General features: G+C 58.5%; 13 protein-coding genes and 1 tRNA gene. 4 read left to right on the forward strand and 10 right to left on the reverse strand.

Translation table 11 applies throughout. The features are described from left to right. Nucleotides 1–48: 48 nt before the first annotated feature. The 4 genes from L1P08_RS03945 to L1P08_RS03960 all read right to left on the reverse strand — a co-directional run bounded on the left by L1P08_RS03945 (nt 49) and on the right by L1P08_RS03960 (nt 2,310). Nucleotides 49–138: transfer RNA gene (locus L1P08_RS03945), tRNA-Ser, on the reverse strand. 179 nt (nt 139–317) lie between these two features. Continuing rightward, complete coding sequence (locus tag L1P08_RS03950) at nt 318–1,019, reverse strand: glutathione binding-like protein (protein ID WP_303618705.1); 702 nt, start codon at nt 1,017–1,019, stop codon at nt 318–320. Nucleotides 1,020–1,046: 27 nt separating this feature from the next. Then, nucleotides 1,047–1,685, reverse strand: coding sequence for a glutathione S-transferase family protein (locus tag L1P08_RS03955; protein ID WP_303618706.1), 639 nt, complete (start codon nt 1,683–1,685; stop codon nt 1,047–1,049). Nucleotides 1,686–1,842: 157 nt separating this feature from the next. After that, nucleotides 1,843–2,310: a glyoxalase superfamily protein gene (locus L1P08_RS03960; protein WP_303618707.1), complete on the reverse strand. Its 468-nt coding sequence runs from the start codon at nt 2,308–2,310 to the stop codon at nt 1,843–1,845. A 320-nt stretch (nt 2,311–2,630) separates the two neighbouring features. Here L1P08_RS03960 and L1P08_RS03965 point away from each other — a divergent pair, with 320 nt between their 5' ends. Further along, nucleotides 2,631–3,389, forward strand: coding sequence for a sulfite exporter TauE/SafE family protein (locus L1P08_RS03965; protein ID WP_303619491.1), 759 nt, complete (start codon nt 2,631–2,633; stop codon nt 3,387–3,389). Between the two features lie 2 nt (nt 3,390–3,391). On the opposite strand, the gene L1P08_RS03970 is transcribed toward L1P08_RS03965, so the two are convergent. Continuing rightward, the gene (locus L1P08_RS03970) at nt 3,392–5,488 is read right to left on the reverse strand and encodes a molybdopterin-containing oxidoreductase family protein (protein WP_303618708.1); all 2,097 of its coding nucleotides are present in this window, start codon (nt 5,486–5,488) and stop codon (nt 3,392–3,394) included. Nucleotides 5,489–5,726: 238 nt separating this feature from the next. Between L1P08_RS03970 and L1P08_RS03975 the strand changes: the two genes are divergently transcribed. Next, on the forward strand, nt 5,727–6,146 hold the full coding sequence (locus L1P08_RS03975) for a DUF1801 domain-containing protein (protein WP_303618709.1): 420 nt from the start codon (nt 5,727–5,729) through the stop codon (nt 6,144–6,146). Here L1P08_RS03975 and L1P08_RS03980 read toward each other — a convergent pair. The 3 genes from L1P08_RS03980 to ndk form a co-directional block, all read right to left on the reverse strand. Then, nucleotides 6,143–6,340 carry a tautomerase family protein gene (locus L1P08_RS03980; protein WP_303618710.1) on the reverse strand — a complete coding sequence of 66 codons (198 nt, stop codon included), beginning with the start codon at nt 6,338–6,340 and terminating at the stop codon, nt 6,143–6,145. The genes L1P08_RS03975 and L1P08_RS03980 overlap by 4 nt on opposite strands. A gap of 108 nt (nt 6,341–6,448) precedes the next feature. After that, nucleotides 6,449–6,595: a hypothetical protein gene (locus L1P08_RS03985; RefSeq protein ID WP_303618711.1), complete on the reverse strand. Its 147-nt coding sequence runs from the start codon at nt 6,593–6,595 to the stop codon at nt 6,449–6,451. Nucleotides 6,596–6,601: 6 nt separating this feature from the next. Beyond that, a complete protein-coding gene (ndk, locus tag L1P08_RS03990; protein WP_303618712.1) occupies nt 6,602–7,024 on the reverse strand; it encodes a nucleoside-diphosphate kinase in 423 nt (140 codons plus the stop codon). Nucleotides 7,025–7,223: 199 nt separating this feature from the next. Between ndk and L1P08_RS03995 the strand changes: the two genes are divergently transcribed. Next, the gene (locus tag L1P08_RS03995; protein ID WP_303618713.1) at nt 7,224–9,122 is read left to right on the forward strand and encodes an ABC-F family ATP-binding cassette domain-containing protein; all 1,899 of its coding nucleotides are present in this window, start codon (nt 7,224–7,226) and stop codon (nt 9,120–9,122) included. Between the two features lie 15 nt (nt 9,123–9,137). Continuing rightward, nucleotides 9,138–9,557 carry a cupin domain-containing protein gene (locus tag L1P08_RS04000; RefSeq protein WP_303618714.1) on the forward strand — a complete coding sequence of 140 codons (420 nt, stop codon included), beginning with the start codon at nt 9,138–9,140 and terminating at the stop codon, nt 9,555–9,557. A gap of 11 nt (nt 9,558–9,568) precedes the next feature. On the opposite strand, the gene L1P08_RS04005 is transcribed toward L1P08_RS04000, so the two are convergent. Together L1P08_RS04005 and L1P08_RS04010 are read right to left on the reverse strand one after the other, a co-directional pair. Then, on the reverse strand, nt 9,569–10,012 hold the full coding sequence (locus L1P08_RS04005) for a DNA polymerase III subunit chi (protein WP_303618715.1): 444 nt from the start codon (nt 10,010–10,012) through the stop codon (nt 9,569–9,571). Between the two features lie 43 nt (nt 10,013–10,055). Continuing rightward, on the reverse strand, nt 10,056–11,558 hold the full coding sequence (locus L1P08_RS04010; RefSeq protein WP_303618716.1) for a leucyl aminopeptidase: 1,503 nt from the start codon (nt 11,556–11,558) through the stop codon (nt 10,056–10,058). Nucleotides 11,559–11,720: the final 162 nt, after the last annotated feature.

The raw sequence follows: 11,720 nt of genomic DNA on the forward strand, positions 1-11,720 counted from the left end.
CGCCGGTGAAATCAGACAGCAATGGATGGGACCGGTAAACAAAAGAAATGGCGGAGAGGAAGGGATTCGAACCCTCGAGACAGTTACCCGCCTACGCCCTTAGCAGGGGCGCGCCTTCGACCACTCGGCCACCTCTCCGGGGCCGCTTAAACCGTAGTTGGGCGCGCAAATCAAGTCTCGTTTTGGATTCTTCGGATTTCTGCGACATTTCTCTGGCGAAGCATCAGAAAATCCGGCGCACTCCGCCTGTGAACGCGGTTTCTCGAGCGCGCCCAGCGCGATAGCGGGCGCAGGATCAAAACCCGCGCCCGGTTCGCCTAGCGCTGGTTGAACAGCACGGACTGGGCTTTCTTGTCCGTGGCGAGATTGAGCTTTTCGCGCTCTTCCTTGCCCACAAGCAGGCCCCGGGCCACGGCCGGGCGGGCATTCATGCGGTCCAGCCAGGCTTTGAGGTCCGGAAATTCAGCGATATCAATGCCCTGGCGCTCATAGCCGTTGGCCCAGCCGATGCAGGCCATGTCGGCAATCGAATAGTCGCCGCAGATATAATCCTGTCCGGCGAGCTGTTTGTTCAGCACGCCATAAAGCCTGTGGCTCTCATCGCGATAGCGCTTGATGGCATAGTCGATCTTCTCCGGCGCATAGATGGCGAAGTGATGATTCTGCCCCAGCATCGGGCCGAAGCCGCCCATCTGCCAGAACAGCCATTCATCAACCTTCACCTGCGCGCGCGGATCGGCAGGATAGAACTGCCCGAATTTCTGCCCGAGATATTTGAGGATTGCGCCGCTCTCAAACACCGAGATCGGTTTGCCGTCCGGGCCTTCGGGATCAACAATTGCCGGCATGCGGTTGTTGGGGGCGATCTTGAGGAATTCAGGCTTGAACTGGTCCCCTGCCCCGATATTCACCAGCTTGATCGTATAAGGCACGCCCAGCTCTTCGAGCATGATGGAAATCTTGAACCCGTTCGGGGTCGGCCAATAGTGCAACTCGATTGGCTGTGTCTGATCTGTCATGGGATGTTCTCCTTGCTGGCGCTTCGCCTAAACCTTGATCACTTCTATGCCGCGTTTGGTGCCGGGACGTTCGTTCATCCGCTTCAGCCAAGCGGCAAAGTGCGGAAATTCTTCCAGTTTTATTTCATAGGTTTCATAATAATTCGCCCACCCGATGCAGGCAAAATCCGCAATCGACACTTCGCCCGCAATATAATCGCGGCCCTCCAGCTGCCTGTTCAGGACACCGAACAGGCGCTGCGATTCGTCGATATAGCGCTTGATTGCGTAAGGGACTTTTTCCTTGGCGAACCGGGCGAAATGGTTGGCCTGCCCAAGCATGGGGCCAAAGCCGCCGACCTGCCAGAACAGCCATTCATCCACTTTAACCTGCGCACGCGGATCGGCAGGATAGAACTGGCCAAACTTCAACCCGAGATATTTCAGGATCGCGCCGCTTTCAAACACCGAAATCGCTTCACCACCCGGCCCTTCCGGATCAACGATTGCCGGGATCTTGTTATTCGGCGAAATTTTCAGAAAATCCGGCGCAAACTGCTCGTCCTTGCCGATATGCACCAGGTGATGCGTATACGGCACGCCGAGTTCTTCCAGCATGATGGTGATCTTTTGCCCGTTGGGGGTGGGAAAGGAATGCAGCTCAATAGGTTGGGTTTGCTTAGTCATAAAGCGCCTTTCGGCCAAAGGCCAAAGTGAGAGGAGATATGCCGATGCGGCAGGTTCACTCTATCGGCATTTTACGATTGATTGCAATTCAGGAAACTGTGACCTGTCCTGAGGGGACCATTGGCGGCAGCGCATGTCCGCCAATGGTCTGGTTGATTTATCTGGCTTTGCGCCCGCGCCGCCGCGCGGGCAGGTCAAGCCGCACATGCGGCTCACCATCACTGGTGCGTTCCGGCGAGACGCCGCTGGCATCCACCCGGCAGACAACCCGCTGGCGCAGGGCCGAGAAGCTGTCAAAGCTCACGACATCGACAGGCGTGTCAAAATGCAAGGTTACCTTGAAATAGCGGCCACCAGACAAAATGCTGGTGCCCAGCACACGCGCACTGAACTTCTGTTTCAAATAGGTGCCGGTAACCTGCTGACCCACGGTCACCGGGGCCTGCCCGGCCACAGGTGCCATGGCGCTGGCTGTGTTCCAGTCACGATAGCCATGCTTGCGGGCCACCGCTTCCAGCGCTTGCGCCTGGGTCATGGTTTTGCCGATCACCGCATTGGCATCGCGCATGGCACGGGCTTCGGATTTCAGAACTTCCGGGTTGGAAGCCAAAGATATTTTGGACATTTGATCCTCTGACATTTCGCAAGAGGCGGATTTTCTCATGGGGCGCGCATTGCCATAAACCGCCAGTGAAATGGAGCGATCCAGACTGCATTGTCACAACCAATCGGTCGTGGAGGCATTCACCGTCGGAATTATCCGGCGCGCGGCAGGCACCTCGAACCTGCTCTTCAAATAGGAATGGAACAGACCTTTGTCAATTGCGCCCGGTTTCGGCCATGCACCATCACCACCACTGATCGGGGCCATTCACTTAATATGTTGGACAAGACACCCACCTGCGGCCAGATTACGGGTGACGGGGAGATAGAGTCTTGGACATTGTGTTGCTATTTGCTGCCGGCTTTATTGGCGGCATTCTCAATTCGCTGGCTGGCGGGGGATCGTTCATTGTGTTTCCGGCCCTGCTTCTTGCCGGGGTGCCGCCGGTCATTGCCAATGCCACCAACACATTTGCCGCCCTGCCCGGTTATATCAGTGGCGCCTTCGGCTACAGGCGCGACATTCTCCGCTATCGCACAAAACTGATCCCCTATGCGCTGGCAGCGCTGATCGGCGGCTTTTTCGGCGCTGATTTGCTGCTTCGGGTGGATGATGCGCAATTCTCGCTGGTTGTTCCCTGGCTGATGGGGCTTGCCGTGCTGCTATTCGCCTTTGGCGGGCAAATCAGCCGGTGGTTCGCGGCCCGGTCCAGCGGCACGGTGCGCAATGCCCGGATCGGGGCCGTGCTGTTGCTCGGCCTGTTGGCGTTGATCTGCTTTTATGGCGGTTTCTTCAATGCCGGGCTGGGCATTATCCTGCTCGCCTTTTTCGCGCTGGCAGGGTTTGGTGACGATATTCATGCCATGAACGGCATCAAGCTGCTGATCTCGGTGATTGTGGCCGCGATTGCGGTGAGCCGGTTTGCAATCTCTGGCTCAATTGCCTGGTTCGAGGGCACAATCGCCTTTATCGGCACGCTGACGGGCGGCTATCTCGCCGCGCGGCTGGCCCATTTCATTCCCACAGCCATGCTGCGTATAAGCATCATCATTTATGGCAGCGTTTTGACGGCCGTATTCTTCTGGCAGGCCTACGCCTAAGCCTAAGCCAACGGGCGCAACCACACGGTTGCATCGTGAAAGGCACCGCCCCCGAAAGGAGGCACCGGGTCGGAGCCGATCAGGGTATTAATGCCCTTGCCACGCTTGTGGGCCTTGTTGGGATGCAGGCCTTCGGCAATCACCACACCGCGCTGCACGCCATCAAACAGCTTCACCTCCAGCACCACTTCGCCGCGGTGGTTACCCGCCAGCACATCACCGCCCGGCACAAGCCCCAGCGCGTCAGCATCACCCGGATGCACCATCAGCGCTGGTTTGCCTTCACGCTTCTGGCTGCCCGGCGTCTCGTTGAAGGAAGTATTGAGATAGGTGCGTGCCGGACTGGTCGCCAGACGGAACGGGTGCGTCCCGGTCGCCGGTTCGTTGATATCCCACCAATCGGCGAATTTTGGCATGATTGCCGGGTCGCATACCAGGTCGACACCTTTTTTTGCCTGCGTTTCCAGCCAGTTCGGGGCAAAGCGGAATTTGCCGTCCGGCCAGGCAAACCCGTCTGCAAACCGCGATTTTTCGTCCGGCAACCCGCGCTCGACAAACCCTTTTTCCTCGATCTCATCCAGCCCCTCGTAACCGGAGCGGGCAAAGGTCTCGAACACCATTTCCTTGTCGGTCTTGCCGAAATATTCCGGATTGCCAACGCCAAGACGGTTCGCGAGTTCATTGATGACGAACATGTTGGAGCGCGTCTCTCCCGGCGCGGGGATTACTTCAGGCCCATAGAGAATGCGGGTATGTCCGCCCCGCGTATAATAGTCGTGATGTTCCAGAAACATCGTGGCGGGCAGAACAATGTCGGCCAATTCCGCTGTCTCGGTCATGAACTGTTCGTGCACCACCAGAAACAGGTCTTCCCGCCGCAGCCCCTGTTGCGCCAGGGCCTGATCGGGCACGACGACGGCGGGGTTGGTGTTTTGCACCAGCATGGCTTTCACCGGGCCACCGCCCTTCAATGCCTTTTCGTCGCCGGTCAATATCGGGCCGAGCTCGCACATATCCAGATTGCGGGTTTTCTCCTCGGCCATGGCCTCGCCGAGAATCAATGACTTGTCCAATCCCCAAACGCCAGAATTGGAATGGAAGGCACCTCCCCCCTGATACTGCCAGGCACCGGTCATTGCCGGAATGCACAGCGCGGCGTGCATATTGGTGGCGCCATTGCGCTGGCGGGTAAAACCATAGCCCAACCGGAAAAAGCTGCGCTTTGTCGTGCCGACGAGTTTCGCAAACGCCTCGATCTCGGCCACATCAAGCCCGGTAATCGCCGCCGCCCATTCCGGCGTCCGTGTTTGCACATGGGCTTCAAATTCGGGCGAAAAGTCCGTGAATTTTTCCATATAGGCGCGGTCCGCCAGACCATCGCGCAAGAGAACATGCAGGACCGCCAATGCCAGCGCGCCATCGGTGCCGGGTTTGATCACCAGCCCCATATCCGCCTTGTCCATGGTTGCGTTACGATAGACATCGACAACCACCAGCTTTGCACCGCGTTCCTTTTTGGCGCGCATGGCGTGGGTCATCACGTTGACCTGGGTATGCACCGCATTGGTGCCCCAGATCACCACGCAATCGGCGTCTGCCATCTGTTCGGGGTTGACCCCGGCCAGCAACCCGGTGCCGGCCACATAACCGCCCCAGGCAATCATCGAGCAGATGGTGCCATACTGGCGGGAATACCCCTTGGCGTGGCGCAGCCGGTCAATGCCATCACGCTGCACGTGGCCCATGGTGCCCGCATAGTAAAACGGCCAGATGCTTTCAGCACCGAATTCGGTCTCGGCCGCGGTGAACCGCTCGACAATCTCATCCAGCGCTTCATCCCAGGAGATGCGCTGCCAGCGGCCCTCGCCCTTCTTGCCGATACGCTTGAGCGGATACATCAGCCGGTCGGGATTATGAATCCGTTCGGCATAGCGCGCCACCTTTTCGCAGATCACCCCGGCGGTATAAGGGTCATCCTTGGCCCCGCGCACGCGGCCAATCGTTTTCCCGTCCAGCACTTCAACGTCAAGCGCGCAGGTCGAGGGACAGTCATGCGGGCAGACTGAACGGGCAACACGAATATCGGCAGGCTTGTTCATGATATGACTCGGCGCTGGGAAACTGGCTAAAGCTTATCCTTGCCAGCAGAACATGTCAGCCCGGTGATGCGGCAATTATTGAACGGGTTCCGGCATTCTCCTTTTCAGCGCTGTCGCGCATTGCCCGCACGCCCGGCTATTGCGGGTGATGCAGGTTGCTGACAGAATCTGACACCAAACCCGGCGACCTTGCACCATAGAGAGATCAGCCGGTCATCTTACGCTTCAGGAATTGCGCATGCCCGACAAGCCCTTTGAGAACGAAGACGTCGCCGCCGCATTCGCCACCTACCCGCCAAGGCTGCGCGAAAAACTGCTGGCACTGCGGGCATTGATTTTTGATGTGGCGCAAGCCGAGCAGGTCGGACGGATCGAGGAAACGCTCAAATGGGGCCAGCCGAGCTATCTGACGACCGAAACAAAAAGCGGCACCACGGTGCGCATCGATCGCGACAAAGGCTCAGATGGCGGCTACGCGCTCTATGTGAATTGCCAGACCAGTCTTTTGGAAGACTGGCGCACGCACTACCCGCAGTTGCGTTTCGGCGGCAATCGCAGCGTTCATTTCAGCAGTGACGAAGCGATTCCGATGGATGCCATTCGCCATTGCATTGCCATGGCGCTCACCTATCACCGGCGCAAATCCGCCAAGGCCTAGCCTTTGCGCAATTCGCTGACCGGCTTGCCCTTGAAGCCCCAGTTATCGGCGGGCACTTCATCGATCACCACAAAGGTAGAATCAGGTGATTTGCCAAGCACATTGACGAGCACGTCGGTGATCCCGCTGATCACTTCGGCCTTCTTTTCAGGGCTTATATTGTCGTCGATAAGGCGCACATTGACGTAAGGCATGAAACCAACTCCCAAATCCAGATTGGCGCCACGCTGCCCGAAAACGGCGCAAAAGAAAAGGCCGCTCTGGTGAGCGGCCTTCAACACTTTGCGACAGATCAGATCCGGCTATTTCGTCGTGATCGACAGGCCGCCATTCCCAAGGTTCAGCTCCACGCGTTCCCCCTTCTGGCTCTCCTGATACCAGCCATAGCCGGCAATCACAGCAACAAGCGCCAATACGGCGATAATCGCGTAAAGTGCGTTCTGGTTCATTCGGGCTTAGCCAACGATTTCGTCGTCTGAGAAGAAATACTTGATTTCTTCAGCAGCGGTTTCCGGCGCGTCGGAACCATGAACGGAGTTTTCGCCGATGGACAGCGCGAATTCCTTGCGGATCGTGCCTTCAGCAGCGTCAGCCGGGTTGGTTGCGCCCATGACTTCGCGGTTCTTGAGAACAGCGTTCTCGCCTTCGAGAACCTGAACCACAACCGGCTCGGAGATCATGAAATCAACCAGTTCGCCGAAGAAGGGGCGTTCCTTATGGACCGCGTAAAAGCCTTCGGCCTGGGCGCGGGTCATGTGGATGCGCTTGGAAGCGACGATACGCAGACCGGCCTCTTCAAACTTGGCGATGATCTTGCCGGTCAGGTTGCGCTTGGTTGCGTCGGGCTTGATGATGGAGAAGGTACGCTCGAGAGCCATATCTTTAGGTCCTGCAGATTTAAGGGATTTGAGAATTGGCGCCTTTTACCGTGGCTTTGTGCACAGTACAAGCGGTGCGATCAGCGATCATCACAATCGTTGCCAGCGTGTCGCGAGTGCCACATCCGCAAGCAGCCTTACGGGCATACCCATGAATTGAGTTGCAAGGGGGCCTTGGGGACGTTAGTCAGCGGCCATCATGCTTAAAATTACCGACCTGACCTACAAGATCGACAATCGCACGCTTTTCGATAAAGCGAGCGTTGTGCTGCCGCGCGGATCAAAAACGGGGTTTGTCGGCAAAAACGGCTCCGGCAAAACCACGCTTTACAACATCATCCTCAAATCACTGATGCCGGATGATGGCGATGTGGAACTGCATCCCAAGGCGCGGATCGGCACCGTGGCGCAGGAAGCGCCGGCCACCAAGCAGACCGTTCTGGAAATGGTGCTTGAGGCCGACAAGGAGCGCACCTCCCTGCTCGCCGAGGCGGAAACCGCCACCGACGGGCACCGGATTGCCGAAATTCACATGCGTCTGGCCGATATCGATGCGCATTCCGCTGAAGCGCGGGCCAGCAACATTCTGCGCGGCCTTGGCTTTCCGCATGAACGCCAGAGCACGCCGTGCGAAAATCTCTCGGGCGGCTGGCGCATGCGCGTGGCGCTTGCCGGCGTCTTGTTCGCCCAGCCTGATCTGCTCATGCTTGACGAGCCGACCAACTATCTCGACCTTGAAGGCACGTTGTGGCTGGAGAACTATCTCGCTACCTATCCCTATACTGTGTTGATGATCAGCCATGACCGCGACCTGCTGAACAAGGCTGTCAGCTCGATCATCCATCTCGACAAGGGCAAGCTGACTTTTTATCGCGGCAATTACGATACGTTCGAGGCCACACGCCGTATGCAGATGGAATTGTCCAACAAGGCGCGCATCAAGACCCAGGACAAAATCGAGCACATGCAAAAGTTTGTGGACCGGTTCAAGGCCAAGGCGTCAAAGGCCCGGCAGGCCCAGGCCCGCATGAAAGCAATCGCCAAGCTGAAGCCGCCCGAGGCGCTGTTCGATGAAGCCGCCCTGCCCTTCACGTTCCAGAACCCCAAGAAAAGCATGGCTAGCCCCATGCTCGATTTCGACAATGTGGCAGTGGGGTATGATGGCACGCCTGTGCTCAAGAACATCACCACGCGGATTGATCCGGAAGACCGCATCGCGCTTGTGGGCGTCAACGGCAACGGCAAGTCGACCTTTGCCAAGCTGATCGCTGGCGAATTGCGCCCGATGACGGGTGATTTGCGGCGCGGCCGCGGGCTCGAGATTGCGTTTTTCGGCCAGCACCAGATGGACATGCTGAAACCGGGCGAAACCGCGATCGAACATGTCGAGCCGCTCATGCCCTATGCCACTGAGGCAAAGCGCCGGGCGCGCGTGGCGCAAATGGGCCTGTCGACCCAAAAAATGGAAACACCGGCCGAGAAACTTTCCGGTGGTGAACGCGCCCGCCTGCTTTTGGGCCTGATCACCTTTGGCGGGCCCGGCATGCTCATTCTCGACGAGCCGACCAACCATCTCGACATCGACAGCCGCGACGCGCTTGTGGCGGCCCTGAATGAATATGAAGGCGCGGTGCTGATCATCAGCCATGACCGCCATCTGATCGAGGCGACGGTGGACCAGATCTGGATTGCCGAAGACAATACGATCAAGGTGTTTGACGACGATATCGAGGGCTATCAGCGCATGCTGATCGGCGGGTCGCAGAACTCGGCCAATCGCACGAATTCAACGGGCTCGGGCAGTTCTGTGGATCGCAAGCGCGAGCGGCAGGAAGCGGCGCAACGGCGGGCCCAGGTCGCGCCCTTGCGCAAGGAAATCAAGGCGGCCGAACAAAAAATCTCCCGCCTCAAGGCCGAACTGGCCAAGGTGGACGCCAAACTGGCCGATCCGAAACTCTATGCGGGCGGCCCGGCCGAGACGATTGCCCTTGGCAAGGACAAGGCCCGGTTTGAAGCCGAAATTGCCGAACAGGAAGAAATCTGGTTGGTTAAGAGCGACGAACTGGAGGCCGCAACCGCTGCCCAGGCGGCGGAATAAACGCTGGAGGCGATTTTGGACGCCAAGACGATCATCGCAAAACTGGCTTTGCAGCCGCATCCTGAAGGTGGCTGGTTCCGGGAGATGTTTCGCGACGACACCGGCGGGGCGCGGGCCGCTTCAACAGCCATCTATTACCTGCTTGAGGCAGGCGACCGGTCCCACTGGCATAGGGTCGACGCTGCGGAAGTCTGGCATTTTTACGCTGGCGCGCCGCTGGAAATGTCGATTTCGCCCGATGGCATCAAGGCGGGCACATTGACGCTCGGCAATAACCTTATCAATGGCGAGACACCGCAAATTGTCGTGCCTCAAAACCAGTGGCAGAGCGCGGTCAGTCTCGGCGACTGGACACTGGTCGGCTGCACGGTTGCGCCGGGATTTGATTTTGCCGGTTTCGAAATGGCGCCGCCAGGCTGGGTGCCGGGACCGTAAGGCTTAAGCCCTCAGCCCTTTTTGACCCAGCGGCCACCCGGTTCCTGCTGCCAATAGGTGCAGGCATTTTCCTTGCTCAAGGCCTTCCATGCTGAGCGGGCGGCGTTGACCCGGTCCGGATCGTGCCCGTCGAACATGAACACCAGCCGCGCATATTCCCCCTCGGCACGCGGCAAGGCCCCATCAACGAAAAACCGCACATTCGCCCCGTTGGGATTGCCTTCGCCCGTCGTCAGCAACAATGGTTGCAGGCTGTCGACATCGCTGCCATCGCGCCCATGCGGCAAAAAGCTTTCATCGCGCCAGGTCCAAAGGCTGGTGTCGAGGGCGTCAGCCCGCTCGCTGCTGCCCACTTCGATCACGGCTTTCCAGCCGCGTTCCAGCGTTTTCTCCAGCAAGGCGGGCAGTACTTTTTCCAGCGGGGCCTGTTCGAGATGATAAAACAATATCTCCATATCAACAGGCCTCCGCTCTCAACGACATATCCGGGTTGGACACCTAGTCCTCGTACTTGTCGCGCACCAGCTTGTCGAGCAATCCGACGCCGAAACCCGCGCCCCAGCTGACATTGACTTCATTTGCCGGTGTCGAGAAGGCCGCGCCGGCAATATCGAGATGCGCCCAGGGCACATCATTGACAAACCGCTGCAGGAACTGGGCCGCGGTGATTGACCCGCCGTAGCGGCCGCCGGAATTCTTCATGTCGGCAAACCGGCTTTCGATCATCTTGTCGTAAGCTGGGCCCATAGGCATGCGCCAGACCTTCTCATTCGAGGCCATGCCGGCATCGTAGAGGTTCTTGGCCAGATCATCATTGTTGGAGAACAGGCCCGCATATTCCTGCCCCAGCCCCACCAGAACAGCACCGGTCAGGGTGGCCAGATTGATCATGAATTTGGGTTTGAAGCGGTCTTGCGTGTACCAAAGCGCATCCGCCAGCACGAGCCGCCCTTCGGCGTCCGTGTTGACCACTTCAATGGTCTGGCCGGACATGGAAGTGAGAATATCACCCGGACGATAGGCATTGCCGTCCGGCATGTTTTCCACCAGCCCGATCACGCCAACAATATTGGCCTTGGCCTTGCGGGTGGCGATGGTTTTCATCAACCCCGTCACCGCGGCGGCACCGCCCATATCGCCCTTCATGTCTTCCATTGTGCCTGCCGGCTTGATGGAAATACCGCCGGTATCGAACACAACACCCTTGCCGACAAAGGCAAGGGGCGCGTCTTTCTTGCGGCCACCATGCCATTGCATGACGACAAGACGCGCCGGCCGCACAGACCCTTTTGCCACCGCCAGCAGCGAGCCCATGCCCAGCTTTTCAAGCTCTTCCGGGGTCAAAACGTCCACATCAACGCCCAGCTTGCTGAGATCGCGGGCAATCTCTGCAAATTCGACCGGCCCCAGCACGTTGGGGGGTTCATTGACCAGCTCGCGCGCCAGCAGCGTGCCTTCAACCGTCGCCATGCGGTCGGCGATTGCCTTGTCGGCGGCGGGCTTGGCGTCCACATGCAGGGTAACCGTCAGGCTGTCGGGCGTGCCGTTTTCATCATCTGGCTGCTTTTTAGTCTTGTACTTGTCAAACCGGTAATGGCGCAGCCGCAAGCCGGCGGCGATATCGGCGACATCCTCAGCGTCCACGCCGTCAAGGATGACGCTGGCCTTTTCCGCCTTGGCAGCCAGCAACTTGGCCATCAATGAGCCACCGCGATCCCGCAACCCGCTCTGGGTCTGGGCGGGCGCGCTGTCTGCCTTGCCCGTGCCGAGCACGAACAGGCGGTCCGCATCGAGATTGGGGGGCGCCAGCACGCTTAGCACCTGGCCTTGTTTGCCTGTGAAGTTTCCAGCCTTGCTCAGTTTGGCGAAATCCAGCCCGGTCTTTTTCCAAAGGTCCAATCCTGCGCCCGATGGCTCCGCCCCTTCAGGGACATAAATCACCAGAATGCCTGCGGATTTTGCCGACAGGCTTGCCGTCTTGATGGAAAGTTCTTGGGTCATGGATAATCGCTTTTCTTGGCCAATGGGCTATTGGGACAGGCGAGACGCCCTGCCCCTCAGACATAGACCGTTTGCCACGGTCGTCAATCCCGCAAGGCAATTGGTGAGGAACCGGCAAGCGAAAATTCACGTAAACCGCCGGGAGAAATGCGGTTTAAATCG

The sequence above is a fragment of the Mariluticola halotolerans genome, assembly GCF_021611515.1.
Taxonomy (GTDB): Bacteria; Pseudomonadota; Alphaproteobacteria; order Rhizobiales; family Devosiaceae; genus Mariluticola; species Mariluticola halotolerans.